The following is a 21,516-nucleotide window of genomic DNA, read 5'->3' on the forward strand; positions in this document are numbered from 1 at the left end:
TTACAATGAAAAAAATATTTTCAATAATAGCAGTAGCAGGTTTATCTTTAGCGCTTAACAGCTGTGCGGATAAACTAGATGAAATTGATACCAATCCAAACTCTACGGAGAATCCTCTGCCGACTGGATTGTTCAATAATGGAAACAAAGAATATATGGACTATACAAGAGATGGTTGGGTATCAGGAAGAATGATGCTACCATTTGTTCAATATTCAGCACAAAAAATATATACTGAAGAAGACAGATATCAATACAGACTTACTACAGGAGATCAATTGTGGGCAAGAACTTACTACGTAGCACAAGATTATAAGAAAATTATCGATTATAATATTGACCCAGCTACTAAAGGTAAGATGCTTGCTTATGGAAGTAATGAAAACCAGATCGCTGCTTCAAGAATTATGTTATCTTATGTATTCGCTAACCTGGCAGATGCTTTTGGTGATATTCCATATTGGTCTTATGGTAATAAAGATGCTGATTTCCAGGCATTAAATATCGAAGGTACTTTGCAGCCTAAATTTGCTACACAGCTAAAAGTATATACGGATATCTTAAAAGAGCTTAAAGAGGCTTCAGAAATGATTGACCTTTCTAAAGATAAGGTTTTCTCTGAAGGAGATCAATTGTTTAAAAGTCCTGCTAAGCTTAAGAAATTTGCAAATTCATTAAGGTTGAGAATAGCTACCCGACTGAAAGGAGCTGTTCCGGGAGCGGAAGCACATATTGCAGATGCTATTGCTTCAGGAGTAATGACCTCTAATGATGACACTGTAGGTTTAACTTATGAAAATAATCTGGTTAATCCATCACCATTCTTTTCAACCTATATTAGCAGATCTGACTTTTCTGTTTCAAAGCCATTTGTTCAGTTGCTTAAAGGAGAGAAAGGAGTTTTTGGTGTAGATCCTAGAATTTTTAAATATGCAGCTCCAATATCTAATTCAGCAACTGATATTAGAGAATATACAATGACTGAAGCTACCAATATAAGCGAAATCCAGGGGATGCCTTATGGTGTACCATCTTCGTTGACATCAAGCCAGTCAGGTACATCAAGTTACTTTGGTAAAGATATCCTGAAACCTGGTTTTACTGAAATATTCATGGAGTATGCAGAGGTTGAATTCTTATTATCAGAAGCGAACGGATGGTCACAGGCTAATTACGAAAAAGGAGTGAAAGCATCTATGGAAAGATGGGGTATTGATGCAACTAAAATCAATACATTCGTAGCTGGACTTCCTGCAGCGAGTAAAGCAAATGTAATCACGCAAAAGTATATCGCATTATTTATGCAGCCTAATGAAGCTTGGGCAGAATATAGAAGAACCGGATACCCGAATACATTGTTATTGCCTGGGCAAACGGCTAATCTTAATAAGCCATCTGCAACGGGGGTGACTACTTATACATTTAATTCGCTTATTGCTGGTTTAACAGATGTACCGACAAGAATTTTCTATCCAACTACTGTACAGAATTTAAATACAGCAAATTACCAAGCTGCTTCTGCCTCTATCGGAGGAGATAAAATGGATACCAAATTAATTTGGGACAAAAATTAATATATTTAACAACATTCATATTATACCGCCTTCGGGCGGTTTTTTATTTTACACATATGAAAAAGAGGTCGTAAAGACCTCTTTTTTTATCCACCACAGTCAACATATTTAGGAACACAGGCTCCCCATTCCTGGCATTGTTTGTAGCCATCAGGACATTGTCCCCATGGTTCACAGCAAGGAGCATCTCCAGCGGTAATTCTTTTAAGATTAGTTTTCGTGATTTTTTTTAGATTTTTCATAATAAATTTTTTGTTTGATTAGTAGAATAAATATATGTAAAATTTAGACAAGGGGTTGATCTTCAGAATGATTATTCAAAAACATTCTAAATAATTGAATGTCTACCTTCACATTATAGACTCGTCTTTTTTATTTCACTAAATTTGTACTTTAAATTTTGAGATGAATATTAAAGATATTATAGAACAAAAACTTTCGGAGGTCATTTTAAATGTATATCAATTAAAAGACATCAAACTGGAAGTTCAGGAAAATAAAACGGAATTTGAAGGTGATTTTACTATCGTTACTTTTCCGTTGGTAAAACAATTAAAGAAAAACCCTGAAAGTATCGGGGTTGAATTAGGTGAAGCTTTAACGGAGCAAACGGATATTTTCGAAAGCTTTAATGTTGTGAAAGGATTCCTTAATGTTAAAGTAAAAAACCAACTGTTTGTGGATAACTTCAGATCTGTTCACAATGGTTTTTCAACAATAGAGAAGAAAAATGCTACAGTAATGGTGGAATATTCTTCACCAAATACCAATAAACCTCTTCACTTAGGACACATCAGAAATAATCTGTTAGGATTTTCTGTAGCTCAGATTTTAAAAGAAGCGGGTTATGATGTTATCAAGACTCAGATCATTAATGACAGAGGGATTCATATCTGTAAATCGATGTTGGCTTGGGAGAAATTCGGTAACGGAGAAACTCCTGAAACTACCAATACTAAAGGAGATAAATTTGTTGGAAACTACTATGTAGAATTTGACAAGAATTATAAGAAAGAAATCGCTGAACTTGTTAGTCAGGGAGTTGGAGAAGAGCAGGCTAAAAAAGAGGCTCCGGTAATGAAGGAAGCTCAGAAAATGCTTCTGGATTGGGAAAACGGTGATGAAACAGTAAGAAATCTTTGGGCAGAGATGAACTCTTGGGTATACAAGGGATTCAACGAAACCTATAAGAGATTAGGGGTAAATTTTGACCAGGTTCAGTATGAAAGCAATACTTATATTTTAGGGAAAGACCTTATCCAGGCAGGTTTGGATAAAGGAGTTTTATATCAGAAAGAAGATGGTTCTGTTTGGTGTGACCTTACCGATGAAGGGCTTGACCAAAAATTATTGCTACGTTCCGATGGTACTTCAGTTTATATGACTCAGGATTTAGGGACGGCAGTAGAGCGTTTTAAGCAAAATGATATTCAGAAGCTTATCTATACAGTAGGGAATGAGCAGGATTATCACTTCCAGGTGTTATTTAAGATCCTTAAAAAATTAGGATATGAATGGGCAGATCAGTTATTCCACCTTTCTTACGGAATGGTTGAATTACCGGAAGGAAAAATGAAATCCCGTGAAGGAACTGTTGTAGATGCAGATGACTTAATGCAGGAAATGTATGAGACTGCAAAATCTAAAGCACAGGAACTAGGAAAGCTTGAAACTCTTTCTGAAGAAGATAAAGAAGCATCTTACGAAACAGTAGGGTTAGGAGCTTTAAAGTATTTCATGCTAAAAGTGGATCCTAAGAAAAAAATGCTTTTCAATCCTGCTGAAAGTATCGATTTTAATGGAAATACAGGACCATTTATTCAATATACTTACGCTCGTATTCAATCATTGTTATCAAAAGCAGCATTTGAATACAAAGAAACGACTGATGTTGTATTGAATCAGTTTGAAAAAGAACTGATTATGCAATTGGCTAACTTTAAAACAGTGGTGGCGAAGTCTGCAGAAACTTTAAGCCCTGCGTTGGTAGCCAACTATGTGTATGACCTTGTAAAATCTTATAACTCATTCTATCAGAATAACCCGATTCTGAATCAGGATGATGAAAATATGAAACAGTTCCGTCTGAATTTATCAGATATTACAGCAAAAACGATTAAAAAATCGTTAGAATTGCTGGGTATTGGAACGGTAAACAGAATGTAAAATAATATAATAAAGTAAGGATGAAAAGAAAGATTACTTATTTTGCTTTATTATTGGGAATGTTTATAGCGAAAGCGCAGACGATTGTTACTGTTGCAGGTAATCCAGAAACAGGTAGTGCAATGGATAATCTTCCTGCAACATCATCTGCTTTTAAATTTCCAACTGATATTTTTGTTGATTCAACTGGAAATTTTTATATCTCAACCTTCCATCGAATAAAAAAGGTAAATGCAAGTACTGGGATTATGAACACTATAGCAGGTGGAGGTGGAATTGGTTTTACCGGTGATGGAGAGCTGGCTATAGGGGTAGGAGTAAGGTTTTCTGGGCCTCAGGGAGTAGTGGTTGATAGCCAAGGAAATGTTTACATCTCTGATACAATGAATCACCGTATTAGAAAAGTTACTAAAAGTACAGGAATTATTTCTACAATTGCGGGTAACGGAGCTACTATAACAACTCCAATTGGTGATGGATTACCAGCACTTTCTGCGAGATTGAATCAACCCCTAGGGATGTATATCGATGCATCAGATAATATTTATTTTGCAGATAGTGGGCACCATAGAGTACGAAGAATAGACCATTCTACAGGAATTATAACAACAGTTGCAGGAACGGGGTTCTATTCATGGACGTCTGGTAATAATGATCTTGGCTTAGCTACAAATGTTAATCTTTATTATCCGGTAGATGTTACGATGGATAATGAAGGTAATCTTTTTATTGCGAATTCTGGTGGACATAATGTCTTAAAAGTAAATGCTAATACACAAATAGTAACAAGAGTTGCAGGTGCTTTTGATACCGCTTCTTTTAGTGGTGACGGAGGAACTGCAAAAGATGCTGGATTAAATGCTCCTGGAGGAGTAGCCGTTGATAATGCAGGTAATGTGTATATTTCAGACAGTGGCAATCACAGGATTAGAAAAGTAGATGCTGCAAGTGGAATTATTAATACTATAGCAGGAACCGGAACACCAGGCTTTTCTGGGGATGGTGGGAACCCATTATCTGCAAACCTTAATACACCAGAAGATTTGTTTATTACAAATAATGGAGCTCTCTATTTTACAGACAGAGACAATGATAGAGTAAGGAAAATATATAATGCTAATGTTTTAAATACTAAAGAACTTAATAATTCTTTCATTACAGATATTTATCCGAATCCTGTTTCAGATAAAATTAATTTTACTGCTCAGAAGGAAAGCGTTGGTCAGATGTATTCTGCAATCGGAAGTTTGGTAAGAAACATTCAGATTAAAAAAGGAGTTAATATAATAGATATTTCATCTCTTGAAAAAGGAATTTATTTTGTTAAAATAGACGGAAAGTCTTATAAAATAATTAAAAATTAAGGTGGCTATATAAACTTTACACCATTGTCATTGACTATGTCTGATCTTTGATTTCTGACGAATGAAGAATCTTATCTATGGTTTAGATTCTTCATTTCACTCCTGAATTAGGTTCACAGACTGTTAGTCTGTATTCAGAATGGCAGAGTTTTAATATCAGGATTAGGATCAAATTGTATATAATTACAAAATTAAACAATGAAAAACCTCAGAAGTGATATCTGAGGTTTTTTATATTCATTATTCAGAACTTATGATTCTTTACGATCTGTATTCTGTTGATCATTCATTTGTTTAAGGCTATCTGCATAAAGTTTTGCAGGAGTCCATCTTGCATGTTTGGAGAGAATAACTTTATACCCTTTTTTATAGGTATACACCTTGGTAAATTTAGCACCAAAGAATATCAGCATACAGGAATAATTAATCCACATCATAATTAAAATGACAGTTCCGGCAGCACCGAAAGCTGACGTAGGTTTAACCTGATTGAAATAAAGACTCAATAAAAATTTACCCAGCGTAAATAAAGCGGTTGTTAAAAAAGCACCTCTCCAAACGGATTTCCAACTGATCTGTACATCAGGCAGCACTTTAAACATCAAAGCAAATAAGAGCATAACAAGTCCGAAACCGATTGAAAAATTGACAACCTCTACAAGAAGATAGGTTTCAAATCCAAAATATTGAGTGATGATTTTATTAAAAAGACTGATCAATGAAGATAAAACCATAGTAATCATGAGCAGGAACCCAAGAATCAGGATCATTCCAAGCGAGTTGGCTCTATCTAATAAAAACTTAAGTAAAGCTTTCTTAGGCGCAGATTCTACGTCCCAAAGAGCGTTTAATGAATGCTGAAGCTGAAAGAATAGAGTAGTGGAACCAAAAACAAGAGCTCCTACTCCTACTGCTTTCATGAAAATATTCTTTTTGTCAATTAAAGCTCCGGCAAGCATTCCTTCAATACTCTTGGCTACATCGGGCCCCATAATTCCACTGATTTGGGTACTGATCTGTCCGCGGATAGCTTCTTCCCCAAAGAAATTACCCAGTACCCAGATAATAATAATTAATAATCCCGGGATCGAAAAGATCGCATAATAGGCAAGGCTCGCTGAATCCTTGGATGCGGAAGAACTGTTCCATTCCTTAAATGTGTCTTTGAGAACTTCCCAGAAAAATTTAATATTATTAATCATATTAGAAAGGATATCCGATGGCAATATTTAATACAAGATTGTCTTTCCTCCAGCTTGGATCTCCGAAATTAATTTTATCGAAGGCCCATCTGTCTCCTTTTTCATAATAAGGTACTCTCAATGGCATCGCTAAATCTAGCCTTAACACTAATATTGAAAAATCAAGTCTCAGACCAACTCCGGCGCCCACTGCAATTTCATCTAAGAAATCTTTTGAAAATTTTGCTCCTGGTCTGTCTTTATCAGTATTAAGAAGCCAGATGTTCCCTGCATCTACAAATACTGCTGCATTGATGAATTTATAGAGATTAGCTCGGTATTCAGCATTCAGCTCAAGTTTAATGTCTCCGGACTGGTCGAAGTACGTTCCTGCCTTCATTGTTCTTGGATCAAAACTTCCCGGTCCCAATGTTCTTGCACGGAAAGCTCTGATACTGTTACTTCCTCCAGAGAAAAACTGTTTAGAGAAAGGGACGAACTCTGAATTTCCATAAGGGTAAGCAATTCCTGCAATGAGTCTTGTTGCCAGTGATGACTTTTCCGTAAACTTATGGTAAAACCTGAAGTCATTTTCAATCTTAGCATATTGACTGAAAGGGATGCCGAAGATCTTTTTCTCTTTATCCTCTTTTACATTAGCTCCACTTACTAAACCTGAGATATTTCCAGCAAGATCCAGGGTACCTTTATAATAAAAGGTATTCTTCCTCGGAAGCATGGTATTGGTGTAAGTGTATGAATAAGTGGGACCAAAGATAAGCTGCTTCTGAACAATTCGTTTCATAGCTGGATTATTGGCCGAGTTAGCTTCATACTCTGCAGTAACCTTTTCCGGGGAAACCAAAGTAATATCAATGACTTTCAGCTCATGCTCTTTTCGAGCATTTTCTTTCCATAAATATCCAAATGAGGCTGTGAAATTATTAAGCGTATAATATTTTGTTCTATTCTGAAATTCATATCCCAGCGTAATATTGGTCCTTGGAACAAATTCACTGGAAGAATGAAAACGGAAAGGAGCTACAATTCTCGGAATAGAAAGCTGAACATTGGTTCCGGCTCGGAAAATATTATTCGCATCCTGAGCACCGCCCATCTGGAAATCAAAAGCTCCGTAGATAGATGCTTTAAATTGTTCCGCCCCTCTGAAGAAATTCCTGTGCGTCCAGTTCAGATTAAGTTCACTACCAGCGTAATTGGCCGAGTTTGTTCTTCCTAATGCCTCAAGTCTTAAAGACTGAATTTGTCTGGGTGTTAACAAATAATAAGCATCAAATTTATGATTGAGAGAATCTGAAGTTACAAATTCATTCTTCACAAACTTGAATACACCTAAGCTGATTAATCGGTTCAGCGTAAGATTGTGATTGGAGCGGTTGTAAAGATCTCCCTTTTTGAAGTATAATGCTCTATCAAAAATTTTCGGTTTGAATTTATGTTGCGGATCAATAACGTAAATATCATCAAATGCATATTTACTCAGGGAATCTGTGTTCATCGGAACACTGTATTTTCCTTCTTTCACATCCTGAATATTGTAATTAGGGAATACAATAACCTTATCAATGCTGAACTGCTGAGTAGCTAAAGACGGAGTATTGTCCTTAAGCTTTACATTCAGTTCTACTTTGTGGTTTTTATTCACCGTACTGTCTGCCTGTACAATGATATTATCAGGATGGAAGTAATAAAATCCTCTTTCCTTTAGGTTATTATCAATTCTTTCCCTTTCAGTTTTAATCACATCCAGGTCAAAAGGTCTTCCGTTTTTAAGAAGAGTTTTCCCGGCTACATTCTGAATTTCCTGATTAATAAGAGTAGAGTCTTCTTGAAACTTCACTCCGTCAATCAAATATCTGGCGCCAGGTTTTAATGTATAAATTACCTTAGCTTTTTTGTTTTTTGAAACGGTATCATAGGTAGCTCTGGCATTGAAATATCCTTTATTTTCAGAATAATTTTCAATGATATCTTTATTGAACTCACGGTCTACATCTCCTAATAATACAGGCTTTTCACCCATTTTATATTTAAGCCAGTAATTGAACCCTTTATCTTTTTTAGGTTCCTTGGCAATATTGTAGAAATAAAGCTTAGGGCGCATTCCTAAAAACGTGGAGTTGGGCTTTGGAGTAAGGTTGGCTTCCAAAGCGGCCTGAAGGTCTTTTTTTTCTTTTTTTGAAATAGTGTCGCTTTCAATTTTTACTTCAGCACCAGTATACAGCATCTGATTTTCTTTCAAAAACCTGGTGTTGCTACAGGAAACCACTGCCGAAGCTAATCCGGAAATGAACAGATATTTACAGTATGTTGGGAATGTATTACTCATTATTTAAATTCTACCACTTGATTGTTTTGATTCTTTTTAGGCTTCTTCTCTTTGGACTTCTGGAAAATCTCACGGAATTTGTCATAATCCAGAGTGATGATAAATCCAACTCCGGTTTCTATGATCTGCCCCTGAAGAGCCACCTGATATTCATCTTTACGATACGCTCGTAGCATATATCTTCCATCTTTGGAAAGACTGTAATCTACAGAAACATTTCCGGCAATGTTCGTCATATTTTCATTCTGACGGGCTTGCCCTTCCAATCCAAAATTACTTCCTACCGTCACTTTTAACCTATCATTCAATAATTTCTTACTGATGTCTACATTCAGATCGGTTCTGGTATTTTTTGGCCGGTAGAGTAGTCTTCTGAAGAATCTAACCCAAAATTAAGGTCTACTCCTTTAATCAGTCCGGCTGCCAGATTATTTAATTGTTGAGAAAGAATTTTACTCACACTCTGTCTTGCCATGGTTTCGGCAGACATTCCCGCTCCGCTTTCAAATGGATTTTCTCCAATAAAACGGTTCAGAAGAAGTAGGGCAAATACCTGTTTGTTTAATTCAGATTCCTGTGTTCTTAGCTGGGCAAGCTTTTGATCCACAACATCCTTTACATTCGTAGATACGGAATTGTTTTTTTCATCTGTAGTAACATCAAAACTAAGCTGAGGTTTCAACAGTTCTCCTTTCATTTTCAGTAAAGCATTAAATGGTATTCTCTGCTTAAACTGATTAATAAGTGACGCACTTCCGTCTCCGCTTACCTGTTGTTCTACAAGATCAATAGGAGCGGCTTCCGTTTTGTAAACGGCAGTAATATCCATTACAGCCATAGTAGGCTCTCCTGTCCAGGTAATGGTACTTCCTTTCTGGATATCAAATTTACGTTTCAGGAAACTTACCGAAAGATCATAGCTTCCTTTATTCACTTCATACACACCTACCAATGTTGTTTTCCCTGAAGGATCAATTCCACCGGTTAATTCTGCTTCTCCCTGAAGCTGTACGAAATCTCCATTGGCCTTATCAATAACGATTGATAATTTTGCTTCTTTGCTTACTTCGATATTAACGCTTACATCCATCCCTTTGATACGGCTTTGAGCGTTAAGAGAATCTGCCTTGATGGTTTTATTAAGAACAACCTGATCCTGATCCACGAACTCTACAATCCCATCTCTTTCCTGTAATGAAGGGTTAGATTGAGGCAGTACAAAAGTGAAATCCGTATTATCAGCAACACTCAATTTTCCGTCTACTTTTGGAAGATCAAGATTTCCGCGAATACGAAGGCCGGCATCAATCGCCAGAATTCCATACATCATGGCATCATTTGATTTCTGTGAATTAACCACCTTGAAATCTTTGGCGTTCACATTAAGATTGAAAGCGAAATCTCTGTAAGTCTGGGTAAGAACCTGGCCATCCACAACCAAAGCATTTCCATCCTTATCTTTAATCTTAAACTTATTAAATTCAATACCGCGGTTGGTAAAATCAATCTCATCATTCAGCTTTCTGAAATCACTTCCTGTTTTGGCAATTTCAAGTCCTGCATCATTGAATTTTACTTTTCCGAGAATATTGGGTTGGTCTGCTGTTCCAGTGATTTTCAGATTTCCGGAAAGGTAACCTTCCGTATTGGTAATGGCATTCATAGAGAACCCTTGAATACTCTTCATCTGAAGCTGGTTAATCGCCATATTCAGGTCAAAAGAGCTTGAAGCGGTATTGTAATCTCCAAGAATTCTTACATCATTATTGTTTCCGGAAAGGGCAATGTCAGCATTTAAAAGTTTCGGTGAAGAATTATTCACTTTTACAGCCAGATTACCGACTGGACTTCCATAGACAATAAGATTGGAAACATTTAAATCTGAGGTGAATGTCATATCTTTCATTACATCCCTAAGCTGAGCGGTTCCGTTGATGGTTCCTCTCGCCAGCACCGTGTCTTTTTTGATAAGTTCTGTAATGGTTTCAATTTTAAAATCTTTCAGTGCAATGTTCAAAGGGCTACTTGGGCTTTCACTTTCCGACTGAATGGAAATTTGGCTTCCACCATTGCTCAAAGTGAAATTATCTGCTAAAATTCCTTTGTTGCTGATCTGGATTTTATTGTTTTCAGCAACATTCCAATCAGAATAGTTAAGTTTTAAACCATTGGGATTCAGAGAAACCTCTGTAATGTCATTTAATGATTTTGCATTTCCTGCAATCAGAAATTGGGTAGCATCCTTATCATCTTTTGTAGTGATATTATAGTTGATTGTGTTATCAGCAACATCACCATCAATATTGATTTTTTTAGTGAAAAGCTTGAACTTTTTAAAGCGGCAACATTCAAATTATACTGTAAGGCCTGATTTTCATTGGTGACTTTTAAAGTTCCTTTTTCAATGGTATTTTCACCATAAAGCAATTGAGGAATCTGGCCGTCAATTTCAATTTTTTGAGAATCTGCATCATAATTTCCTGCCAGGTTAATGGTTTCAAAGCTTTTCAGATCCGGAACGAATTTTCTGATCAGATCATCATTTTTAATCTTTGCAGTAAAGGCAAAATGCTGCCCCGGATCAATTTTCTGTGTTTTATCCGGTTTCTGAAACTGATAATACTGATTGATAGTCTGTGTTAAAGCACCAAAGATCTGCGTAAGTTTGTATTTTCCTTTTAATTCAGCATCTGCAATCTGAGAGTTAAAAATAATCTGCGTAGAATCTGTTGTAGAAGAGGCTTTCAGATGAACTTCCTGTACAGGATAGACTTCTTTGGTATCTGAAAAGGCAAAATCTTTAAGGTCTAAATAGCCATTCAAATTATTAGGATCAAGGCTGGTAAAATCACCATCTATTTTTCCGGCAAGAATCATTGGTTTTTCATAGAAACCAAGTTTGTTGACATCCAATTTAATGACTTCACCATTAACTTTTACAGTAGGATTTTTTTCATCGTAGATTCCGGAAGCCATTAACTGTAAATCTGCATTAGGATCTTTTGAATTTACATTAACAGCATAAGCTCCTTTGTTGATCTTACCTGTTAAGTTCATATTCTGATAACGATACCCTTTGTAAGTTGCAGCTGCAACATGTCCTTTTACATTGGCATTGGCATTTTTGAAATCGAAACTTTCTCCTTTAGCAGAAATCTGGGCCGTGACGGAGCCGATATCTTTATTCTGAATGATCTTTCCAACCTGTATTCCCTGAAGATTAGCTTTTACATCATATAATTCATGATTTTTTCTACGCATATCCACATTGGCAACAATCGCTGCATTTCCGAGGGTAGAGTAGAGGTTGAGGTCTGTATTGACCACTTTGGTTGTTCCTTTTGCATTTCCTTTAATACTGAAGTTTGAAGGCAGGGTAATATTAGAAGGAATGGTATTCTTCGGGACTAAATTGAAAATTGTTTTTGCATTAGAAGAAAACTCTCCGATTCTTAGATCGTAATACAATTGATCAGGATTCATCGCATTTTTAACTCTTCCTGATGCATTCACTCTTAGCTGATCCAGTCCGGAAACTTTAAGATCTTGGATGAAAAGATCATTTACACTTCCTTTCACATTAGCATTCACATTCAGAATCGCGTTTGGATATTTATTGAATGGAACTGTATTTCTTAAAGTAGGAACCAGATTTAAAATATCAGAAAACCCAATTTTAGAATCTTTGATATTAGCCGAAATCTTTACTGCTCCCAAATTGGTAGTCAGCTGATCGATGGAGTTATAGTTTAGAATAACCTCATCACGTAATAATGTTTTTGGAGTTTGAAGGTATAGGTCTTTCAGGTATGCCTCTTTTTCTGCATACATAAAATCTGTATTGAATTTTTGGATATTCAAACCTCTTGCTTCCTGAATTTCTGCTGTATTAACAGTTCCTGCAAAAGTATTATTTTCCATTTTGAAGCTTCTTACCTCAACATTTATTTTGGAAAAATTCAGGTGGTTGAAATCCATTCCCTGTTTGGTAGGAGCAATTGCGGTATTGTTATAAGCCACTTTTACGTCATTTAAAACCAGTTTACCTAAAAGAAGATTCATGGCTTTGTCCTGATCGGAAACTTTGGATGGTTCAGCTTCTTTTTTATTTTTTGGATTGGCATTCTGAGCCGGAAGATAAAGGTTGGCATTGATGTCTGCCCCGGAAAGGAATACATTCGAAACGTTGAATGCATTATTTTCAAGATCAAGTTTGTTAACTTTTGTGCTTAGTTCTTTGAATAAAACCTTAGCATAGGTCTTGGTATTTTCATCACCGTAGTCAATATCAAAGTGAGTAAGCTTGATTACTCTTAAACCAATATTCATCGGTTTTTTCTCATTAAGGGAGTCTACTTTTTTCTCAACTTTTTTGGAAACCTCTTCTACAATGCCCTGCTTAAGTTTTAATTTTAATCCATCAAGATTAATATCGTTAACAGCATAGGTGTTTTTATTGAGATCGAATTTTTTTACTCTGGTATCGAAAGATTTGAAATAAAGATTAATATCATTCTTAGACTGTTGGTCATTGAAGGTAACCCCAACATCTTTTAAATTGATTTTATCGAGAGAAATAATGAAAGGTTTTGAAGAACTTTCTTCCTTGTCTGTAGTGGCAAAGGCATCAATAATGTAATCGAAATTGAATTTACCGTCCGGTTTTCTGACTACATTGGCTCTGGCACCTTCCAGATCTACGGAAGTGATATCCGCTGTAGAGTTGATGAGCTTCAGCATGTGTAAGCCTACATCCAGTTTTTTTACAGCTAAAAGGGTGTCTACATCCTGACCTTTGAGGTAAAGGTTTTCCATCACAAGACTGTTGGGGAATCCAACGTAGACTCTTTCGAGGCTTACTTTGGTTTTAATTTTTTGCTCCAGATAAGCAATCAGTCTGTCTTTGATGAAGTTTTGGACGGCAGGAAGTCTTAAGCTTAGGATCAACAGGGTAAGAATTACCAATATTGAAATAAAGGTTATTGCAATACGCCTTATAAGTTTTGTAGTGTTGATTTTCAGTTTCAAAAGTAGGAAGGTTTCTAACAAAGATAATAATACTATTTTATTCGGTCTTTGTTGTAGTATCCTTTACGAATGCAAAAATCCTGCCTTGGCTGCCTTATTATGGAATTTTTAGTTGTGTAGTTGTCAAGTGAATAGTTGAGTAAGACGAGCCAAGGTGCGGATTTTGTTTTTTAAAAAAGCCCCCTTTAAATCATTTTTTAATGTTGAAAAGGTTAGTTAGCAAAAATGAAAATTCAAATGTTAGTGTAGTAAAGGGGGCTTGGCATGGTTTGTATTAATCAGATAATAATCTTCTAGTTGTTTCCGTTTTCCCATTTCACCTCTTCTCCCTGTGGTGCAGCACCACCCTGAGCTTGGGTAATAGGAGCCGTTTCCTGGTTGATATGATAAATATAGGCTGCAATTTTTTCTGCGTCTCTTCCGGTAATGGTTCCTTCTTTAATGAAAGGTCTCATGGTAGGGTTATTTGGAGAACCGTTTTCAAGCATCCAGAAAACATTTTTAAATAAACTTTTTTCTTTGATGTTGATCCAGTGGGTATCAGTAAGGTTTGGACCAATACCACCTTTTCCAGCATCTCCGTGGCAGGTTACACAATTGGTTTTAAACAATTCCTGACCTTCTGCGATATTGTCTGCACTGTATTTTGCTGATTCCAGGTTGATCTGTGGAGCTGTTTTTTCATATTCTGCAATAGATGCCAGCATCAGTTTAGATTCTTTTGTGTATTCAGCTTCCGGATGGGCATAATCTGTGAAAGAAAAAGCTACCAGATATACGGCGCAGAAAATACATCCGAACCAGAACAGACCTATCCACCATTTTGGAAGAGAGTTGTCTAGCTCTGTGATTCCATCAAAACCGTGGTCAATCAGAATATCTTTTTCCTCTGTAGCAGACTGTTTTTTGAAAGCAGAGTTCCAAAGTTTCTGATAATAAGGAACACTTTTATCTTCCAGATACTGCTTTTTCTCTTCTTCCGAAAGTCTGCTGAAACTTTCGTTTTCAATCATGTCTCCGATGGAGTTCATAATCATAAGAAGGATAATCGCAATCAATATCAGTGCCCAGAAAAAGGGTGAGGAAAAATATCCTGAATCACTGGCGAACATTTCAAAGGCCATGATTGTTAAGCCTATCGTTGTTGCAATATATACTGAAATGGGGGTTCTCGTTTTCATTACATCAATTTTTAATGATTACTCTACACTTGCGGTTTGGATTTGTGTCGTCTTAATGTCGGTTCCTAATCTTTGCAGATAGGCGATCATAGCTACGATTTCTCTTTGTTCAAGCGGTACATAAGAGGCTCCTTTTGCTGTTTTTTCTTTTACCATCTGATCTTTTACATCAGTAGCTTCAGAATAAATTCTCTGCACAATAGCTTTTGATTGGTTGTCTGCCCATTGGTTGGCAGAATCAATCTGAGCTTTTGTATAAGGAACATCAAATGAATTTTTCATCAGTTTCATTTTATCCACCATCTGAGTGCGGTCCAGTTTGTTGGTAATTAACCAAGGGAAACGTGGCATAATAGAACCTGCAGAGGTAATTCTTGGGTTGTACATGTGCTTAAAGTGCCATGAATCCGGGTTTCTGCCTCCTTCTCTGTGAAGATCCGGTCCTGTTCTCTTAGAACCCCAAAGGAATGGTCTGTCGTAGACAAATTCTCCGGCTTTAGAATATTGCCCGTTCTTTCCTTCAAATCTTAGGACTTCATCACGGAAAGGACGGATCATCTGAGAGTGGCAGGAGTTACATCCTTCACGGATATATAAATCTCTTCCTTCAAGCTCCAGTGGAGTATATGGTTTCACTGCAGTGATCGTAGGAACACTTTGTTTCAGTGATAATGTCGGAACAATTTCTACAAGTCCACCAATCGCAATGGTAATGAAAGCCAGGATAGAAAGTAGGGTAGGTGTTCTTTCTAACCAAAGGTGTACGCCTTCGCCTTCTTTTCTTGTTCCCCCAATATTGGCTAATGCAGGTGCTTCTGCAGGAACATTTTTCTGGAATGAACCGGCTTTAATGGTTTTGATAACATTGACTACCATTAAAATCGCTCCTGATAGATATAAAATACCTCCTAAGAATCTCATTTTAAAGTAAGGAATGATCGCAGTTACTGTATCCAACCAGTTTTTCCACAATAAGGTTCCGTCCGGGTTGAACTGTTTCCACATTAATCCCTGTGTGAATCCTGAGATATACATAGGTACTGCGTAGAAAATAATTCCTAATGTTCCTAACCAGAAATGCCAGTTAGCTAATTTTACAGACCACAGTTTAGTTCTCCACATGATCGGAACCAGGTAATATACCACCCCGAATGCCATGAAACCATTCCATCCAAGAGCTCCCAGGTGTACGTGACCGATAACCCAGTCAGTATAGTGTCCAATTTTATTTAAAGATTTTGTTGCTAATAAAGGTCCTTCAAAAGTGGCCATACCATAACAGGTAACAGCTACTACAAAGAATTTAAGGATAGGATTTTCTCTTACTTTATCCCATGCTCCTCTTAAAGTAAGAAGACCGTTCAGCATTCCTCCCCATGATGGTGCGATCAGCATAATAGAGAAACCGGTTCCTACTGCCTGTGCCCAAGCCGGTAATGCTGTGTATTGAAGGTGGTGAGGACCAGCCCAAAGGTATACAAAGATCAGCGACCAGAAGTGAATAATGGATAGTTTGTATGAGAATACCGGTCGCTGAGCTGCTTTTGGCATAAAGTAATACATCAGACCTAATACAGGGGTAGTTAATACGAATGCTACCGCATTATGACCATACCACCATTGTACTAATGCATCTTTTACACCTGCATATACAGAATAGGATTTCCAGCTTGTGAAAGATAAAGGAACTTCCAGGTTATTGAAGATGTGAAGCATTGCTACAGCAATCCATGTGGCCAGATAGAACCAGATGGCTACATATAAATGTCTTACTCTTCTTTTGGCAATCGTTCCGAACATATTGATACCGAATACAATCCATGAGAAGGCAATTAATATATCAATAGGCCATTCATGTTCAGCATATTCTTTAGATGTGTTGATTCCCATTAAGAAGGTAATCACTACGGTAACGATCATAAACTGCCATGACCAGAAGTGAATCCATGAAAGGGTATCACTATACATTCTTGTTTTCAGCAATCGTTGCATACTATAGTAAGCACCGCAGAAGAAGGAGTTACAAACGAAAGCAAAAATAACGGCACTCGTGTGAAGCATTCTGATTCTTCCGAAGCCCATCGCTCCCTGAGTATTGATTAATCCCTGAATATTGCCCGAAGCTAAACTTTTAATCGTTGTATCATCCGTACCGAATAAAAATTCAGGTAGTTCAGGATAAAAAAGCATCAGTGCGGCAGTAAGCCCAAGCAGAAATCCGACGAGTCCGAATGCAACTGTTGCATAGAGGAATGCCCTGACAATATTATTGTCATAATTAAATTTTTGCGTCTCCATAAATTCCAATAGTGTTTACCGAATTGATATTTGCTCTGAAAAGGGTTTATTTTTGCCGTTTTCTATGTTAAAAGTAAATATCATGTAACGTGTATAATGTTTTGCCAAAGGTATTTATTAACTTTGTTGGAGACTAATAGCTAAACTTCTAAAATATACCGAAAACTACTAAAACAGAAATGATGAAAATATGTGGACAAAATATCAGGAAAATTCGCAGGAGTAAAGACCTTACTCAGGAATACATGGCTTTTGAAATGGGGATTTCCCAAAAGGCATATTCCGATATTGAAAATTCCAAGGTGAAGATCAATCTGGAGATCCTTACTAAGATATCAGATATTTTAGAAATCAAGCCATCTGATATTTGCAGCATCTCTCATAAATGCGGAACGGATGATGGATATGAAGATAAATACCAGGATCTTTTAGAGTATATGAAAAAGAATAATATCTCGATTCCAAAAGAGTTCCTTTAATATTTTCAGTCTTTACATCATATCAATATACTATAATGACCTTCTCGATAGAATTGAGAAAGGTCATTATTTTTTGTAGTAAAATTGTGTTTCTAGCAATAACCTGATGATAAAGACAAATGATGAGGGAACAGGTCTTATGTATTTCAAATTTATTATAACAGATAAAATATTCATAAATAATTATGTAGAAAAAATTTCACATGTTTGTGGATAAATATTTACAGTAATTTTAATTTTCTATGATATATTTGTCATGAAAATAATGTAGCCTAATCGGAATGAAGCTTTTGTCCTTTATTGTATTGTTGTTTTTTCTATGTAGCAACGGGCAAAGCTATACCAGGCAATGGTATACCATGGATAATGGGCTTCCGCAAAACAGCATCAAAGATATCGTAAAAGATAAGCATGGCTTCATATGGCTGTCTATGGAAGGGCGGGTTTTACGATATGATGGCAGCAACTTTGTTCAGTACAAAGATTTTAAACTTGATAATCTGAGTTTTGGCGATTTTTATGGCAATATCAAAAATGACAGTATTGCTGTTTTCAATAATTCTGAAAAAAATGTTCTCCTGATTTCTCAGAGACAGCCAAAGGTTATTCCTCATAAAAAAGAATTTCATCCGGCTTTTCCCAATGGCAATGGAGTATATAAAAGACTTGTTAAAAATAATGTAACTGTAAGATATGTTTCTTTTATAGACTCTTATTTTGTTCAGTTGAAAACAGGAACTTATTATTTTGAGAATAACAGTATTATTTATGTTGACAGGAAAAGTAAGCAGCGGACAAAACTTAATTTTGATTTTCCAAGAAACAGATTAAAACGCCTGTTCGTTCATAATGAAAATGTTTTTATTGCCGATCCCGGGAATAAAAAAATCCTTCAGCTGAATCAGGGAAAAGAGTCTTATGTGGCTGCTCCTTCTATGTATACGGATCCGGAAACAAGAATCTATTGGCAGCAAATTACAGGGCAGGTCTTCATGATTAACCATGGTAAAATATACAGAAGCCAATTTTCTGAAGGAAAGCTGAACCTTACTTATATATTGGAATATAAAAATATAGATAAGGAAATATCGGGAGCGATGTTTTATGATGAGGTATTCCGTAAATTATATATTGGAAGTTCGATTAATGGGCTTAAGATTTTAAGTTTATCTGACTTTTCAGTTTCCAAAAAGAATCTACCTTATCAGGATGAGGTTTGCTATGCTGCTCTTCCTTATGGTGGTAATTCTGTTTTAACCCAGGAAGGGATCAGATATTATAATAATAGATCGGAAAGATTATATAAAGCTTCACAGTCTTACGATAAACGTTATGTTTTTCAAGATGACTCGGGAAATCTTGTATACAGAGAAAATAATTCTATTCATATAAGATATAAAAATACAGGATTTACAAAGTATGATTCCATCTCTTTTGATAAGAAAGAAATTGATGGGTTGTACAAAAATGAAGGTATGTATATGATGTCCATAACAGACAAAAATAAGTTTTATCTCTATGTATTTGATCACGATAATTTTAAGAAAACTGCGAGAGTTATTTCTTGTGAAGACAATATAGATACTGTTCTCAGATATAATGAAGATATTCTTTATTTAGGCGGCAGTAATGGGATAGCTGTTTTTTCCTTTTCACAAAATAAAATTATAGAGCGAATTGGGCAAGGTCTTCCGGTAAAGCAGATCATCAAAACCAGAGACGGAAATATTTGGTTAACTACCTTTAATCAGGGAATTTATTTATTAAAAGATCATAAGACAATTAAAGTTCCTGCCGATAAAAATGATTTTCTGGCCAATGCTCATCATATCCTGGAAGATAAGAATTCAAACTTATGGATTTCGTCTAATAACGGGTTGTTTAAAATGAATAAGACCCGGCTTTTGGAATCTTTGAAAAATTCCCAAGAGCCTGTTACCTATTACCGATATACCAAGGAACATGGTTTTTTGAATAATGAATTCAATGGAAGTGCTGATCCGGATGCCAACATTCTTGAGGATGGACAATTCGTATTTCCTTCCATGGAAGGGTTTGTATTTTTTACCCCTCAGCATATTAAAACGTATTTTCCTGCAACCAATGATCTGTATCTGGAAAGAGCAAAGGTTGATGGTAAAATGATCCGTTTGAAAGATACACTTCTCCTGAAATGTGGCTATAAAAATGCAGAAGTCTATATTGATATTCCTTATTACGCCAATTTTGAAAATATTTATCTGCAGGCAAAACTTATAGGAGAAGAAGAGAGCCAATGGATCAATATCAGAAATGACAGAACATTCAGATTATCGAAGATAGAACCGGGCAAATATCAGTTGCTTATAAGATTTCTATCTTCAGAAACTGGAAAATTTGTTTATAAAAATCTCCCTATAGAAGTTGAAGCCTATTTTTATCAGACTTTATCCTTTAAAATCCTGATGGTTGGTTTGCTTATGTTAATTCTTATCATCGTAATACAGGTTAGAACGAACTTTTTAAGATTGAAAAATAAAGTGCTTAAAAATACTCTGGTTCATAAGGATAAAGAACTTCAGGAAACCAATACTAAGCTTAAAAATGAGTCTGATTATCAGAAAAAACTGGTGGAAAGTATCAGCCACGATATTACAACTCCTGTTAAATTTATTGCCCTTCTTTCACAGGAACTTACCCAATCTGAAGATGCTAAAACTCAGAAAAAGTATTTTGACAGTATTTATAAGACCTCAGAACAACTCTATAAATTTACATTAAGCTTAAAAGAATATACAGAACTCTATAAACAGGAGAATACAACAGAAAAGGAATATCAGATTTATGATTTGATTGAAACTAAAAAATTATTGTTTGAAGAAATTGCAGTTCAGAAAAATACTTTCATCTATAATTTTTGTGATCATCACCTTACTGCAAAAACCAATAAAAATATACTTCTTGCCGTTTTCCATAATATTATAGATAATGCTGTGAAATATACTTCGGACGGAGAAATTATCATCACTTCAACCTCTTCGGAGCAGAGTGTGGAAATCAGCATTGCAGATACGGGAAATGGGATGTCTGCAGAACAGAGAACTTATTATTCGGAACTTTTCAGGAAAAAGGGAAGTGAGCATCTTATTTTTAAAAATTATGGTTTGGGCTTGCACATGGTTATTCAGTTGATGATGAAAATCAATGGTGAAATGACCTTCCATGAAAATACACCGAAAGGAACAATCATTAAAATCCATATTACAATATGACAAAAAGAATACTCATTGCAGATGACCATCATGTGGTAAGAATCGGAACCGCTTTAATTCTGGAAAAGAATTTTAATGAATTTGAAATCGATTTTGCAGAAACGTATGATGAGGTAAAAGAGAAAGTAGAAACTGTAAAATTTGACCTTGTTATATTGGATATTGAACTTCCGGGAAGTACTTTCAAATCGATGGTTAAAGAAATAAAAAACATAAGTGAAGATATTCTGATCTTAATTTTTACCTCTTATAAAGAAACAGTTGCCACGCAATATATTCAGGAGGGAGCGAACGGTTTTTTGAATAAGCTCAGCAACCCGGAAACATTTGTAAAAGCAATTGAAGGTATTTTTAAAGATGGGTATTACTATACTCCTGAAGTACTCAATGAAATGGTAGTACGAATGCATAGGAAAAGCCCTCTGGAAATCTTATCAGAAAGAGAAGTTCAGGTTTTTGATCTTTTGGCTAAAGGAAACGGAAATCTTGAAATAGCCAATGTGCTTAATATTGAGGAATCAACTGTCGGAACGTATAAAAGAAGAATCTATCAAAAATTAAAAATTACAAATCTTGTTGAACTGTTGGAAATTTACAACGAAATCCATTAATATATAATACTTATCATGTCATAAAACCTGTAC

Annotated in this window: 11 protein-coding genes and 1 pseudogene; 6 read left to right on the forward strand and 6 right to left on the reverse strand. The window is 35.8% G+C overall.

Annotated features, from left to right (window positions below; translation table 11 throughout):
* Positions 1 to 5 precede the first annotated feature (5 nt).
* Positions 6 to 1,574 (forward strand): SusD/RagB family nutrient-binding outer membrane lipoprotein, encoded by a 1,569-nt coding sequence (locus tag BOQ64_RS06915; protein ID WP_129054479.1) that lies wholly within the window; start codon positions 6 to 8, stop codon positions 1,572 to 1,574.
* A gap of 86 nt (positions 1,575 to 1,660) precedes the next feature.
* Here BOQ64_RS06915 and BOQ64_RS23045 read toward each other — a convergent pair whose 3' ends face one another.
* Positions 1,661 to 1,816 (reverse strand): bacteriocin-like protein, encoded by a 156-nt coding sequence (locus BOQ64_RS23045; RefSeq protein ID WP_164975771.1) that lies wholly within the window; start codon positions 1,814 to 1,816, stop codon positions 1,661 to 1,663.
* Between the two features lie 163 nt (positions 1,817 to 1,979).
* On the opposite strand from BOQ64_RS23045, the gene argS reads away from it, so the two are divergent.
* Positions 1,980 to 3,740, forward strand: coding sequence for an arginine--tRNA ligase (gene argS / locus BOQ64_RS06920; RefSeq protein WP_129054481.1), 1,761 nt, complete (start codon positions 1,980 to 1,982; stop codon positions 3,738 to 3,740).
* A 20-nt stretch (positions 3,741 to 3,760) separates the two neighbouring features.
* A complete protein-coding gene (locus tag BOQ64_RS06925; RefSeq protein ID WP_129054483.1) occupies positions 3,761 to 5,104 on the forward strand; it encodes a T9SS type A sorting domain-containing protein in 1,344 nt (447 codons plus the stop codon).
* 251 nt (positions 5,105 to 5,355) lie between these two features.
* Here the strand turns inward: BOQ64_RS06925 and BOQ64_RS06930 are convergent, their stop codons facing one another.
* From BOQ64_RS06930 to ccoN, 5 genes and pseudogenes are all read right to left on the reverse strand, one after another.
* Positions 5,356 to 6,306, reverse strand: a complete 951-nt coding sequence (locus BOQ64_RS06930; RefSeq protein WP_129054485.1) for a YihY/virulence factor BrkB family protein — start codon at positions 6,304 to 6,306, stop codon at positions 5,356 to 5,358.
* Position 6,307: 1 nt separating this feature from the next.
* Positions 6,308 to 8,635 (reverse strand): BamA/TamA family outer membrane protein, encoded by a 2,328-nt coding sequence (locus BOQ64_RS06935; protein ID WP_129059669.1) that lies wholly within the window; start codon positions 8,633 to 8,635, stop codon positions 6,308 to 6,310.
* Positions 8,635 to 13,663, reverse strand: a pseudogene (locus BOQ64_RS06940) (translocation/assembly module TamB domain-containing protein). Before BOQ64_RS06940 ends, BOQ64_RS06935 begins: the two are co-directional and overlap by 1 nt.
* 293 nt (positions 13,664 to 13,956) lie before the next feature.
* On the reverse strand, positions 13,957 to 14,844 hold the full coding sequence (locus tag BOQ64_RS06945) for a c-type cytochrome (protein ID WP_129054487.1): 888 nt from the start codon (positions 14,842 to 14,844) through the stop codon (positions 13,957 to 13,959).
* Positions 14,845 to 14,862: 18 nt separating this feature from the next.
* Entirely contained in the window at positions 14,863 to 17,142 is a 2,280-nt protein-coding gene (gene ccoN / locus BOQ64_RS06950; RefSeq protein ID WP_129054489.1) for a cytochrome-c oxidase, cbb3-type subunit I, read from the reverse strand.
* Between the two features lie 179 nt (positions 17,143 to 17,321).
* Between ccoN and BOQ64_RS06955 the strand changes: the two genes are divergently transcribed.
* The 3 genes from BOQ64_RS06955 (at position 17,322) to BOQ64_RS06965 (ending at position 21,483) form a co-directional block, all read left to right on the forward strand.
* Entirely contained in the window at positions 17,322 to 17,621 is a 300-nt protein-coding gene (locus BOQ64_RS06955) for a helix-turn-helix domain-containing protein (protein WP_228448251.1), read from the forward strand.
* 281 nt (positions 17,622 to 17,902) lie between these two features.
* Positions 17,903 to 20,872, forward strand: a complete 2,970-nt coding sequence (locus tag BOQ64_RS06960; RefSeq protein ID WP_129054491.1) for a sensor histidine kinase — start codon at positions 17,903 to 17,905, stop codon at positions 20,870 to 20,872.
* A complete protein-coding gene (locus tag BOQ64_RS06965) occupies positions 20,869 to 21,483 on the forward strand; it encodes a response regulator transcription factor (RefSeq protein ID WP_129054493.1) in 615 nt (204 codons plus the stop codon). Before BOQ64_RS06960 ends, BOQ64_RS06965 begins: the two co-directional genes overlap by 4 nt.
* The last annotated feature ends 33 nt before the right edge of the window (positions 21,484 to 21,516 follow it).

Origin of the sequence: Chryseobacterium sp. CH25 (genome assembly GCF_004119455.1) — a bacterium.
Classification (GTDB): domain Bacteria; phylum Bacteroidota; class Bacteroidia; order Flavobacteriales; family Weeksellaceae; genus Chryseobacterium.

Excerpts from the sequence above, each read along its gene's own strand:
- BOQ64_RS06915 (WP_129054479.1), top strand. The coding sequence starts at position 6 with ATGAAAAAAATATTTTCAATAATAGCAGTAGCAGGTTTATCTTTAGCG.
- BOQ64_RS23045 (WP_164975771.1), bottom strand. The coding sequence starts at position 1,816 with ATGAAAAATCTAAAAAAAATCACGAAAACTAATCTTAAAAGAATTACC.
- argS (WP_129054481.1), top strand. The coding sequence starts at position 1,980 with ATGAATATTAAAGATATTATAGAACAAAAACTTTCGGAGGTCATTTTA.
- BOQ64_RS06925 (WP_129054483.1), top strand. The coding sequence starts at position 3,761 with ATGAAAAGAAAGATTACTTATTTTGCTTTATTATTGGGAATGTTTATA.
- BOQ64_RS06930 (WP_129054485.1), bottom strand. The coding sequence starts at position 6,306 with ATGATTAATAATATTAAATTTTTCTGGGAAGTTCTCAAAGACACATTT.
- BOQ64_RS06935 (WP_129059669.1), bottom strand. The coding sequence starts at position 8,635 with ATGAGTAATACATTCCCAACATACTGTAAATATCTGTTCATTTCCGGA.
- BOQ64_RS06945 (WP_129054487.1), bottom strand. The coding sequence starts at position 14,844 with ATGAAAACGAGAACCCCCATTTCAGTATATATTGCAACAACGATAGGC.
- ccoN (WP_129054489.1), bottom strand. The coding sequence starts at position 17,142 with ATGGAGACGCAAAAATTTAATTATGACAATAATATTGTCAGGGCATTC.
- BOQ64_RS06955 (WP_228448251.1), top strand. The coding sequence starts at position 17,322 with ATGATGAAAATATGTGGACAAAATATCAGGAAAATTCGCAGGAGTAAA.
- BOQ64_RS06960 (WP_129054491.1), top strand. The coding sequence starts at position 17,903 with ATGAAGCTTTTGTCCTTTATTGTATTGTTGTTTTTTCTATGTAGCAAC.
- BOQ64_RS06965 (WP_129054493.1), top strand. The coding sequence starts at position 20,869 with ATGACAAAAAGAATACTCATTGCAGATGACCATCATGTGGTAAGAATC.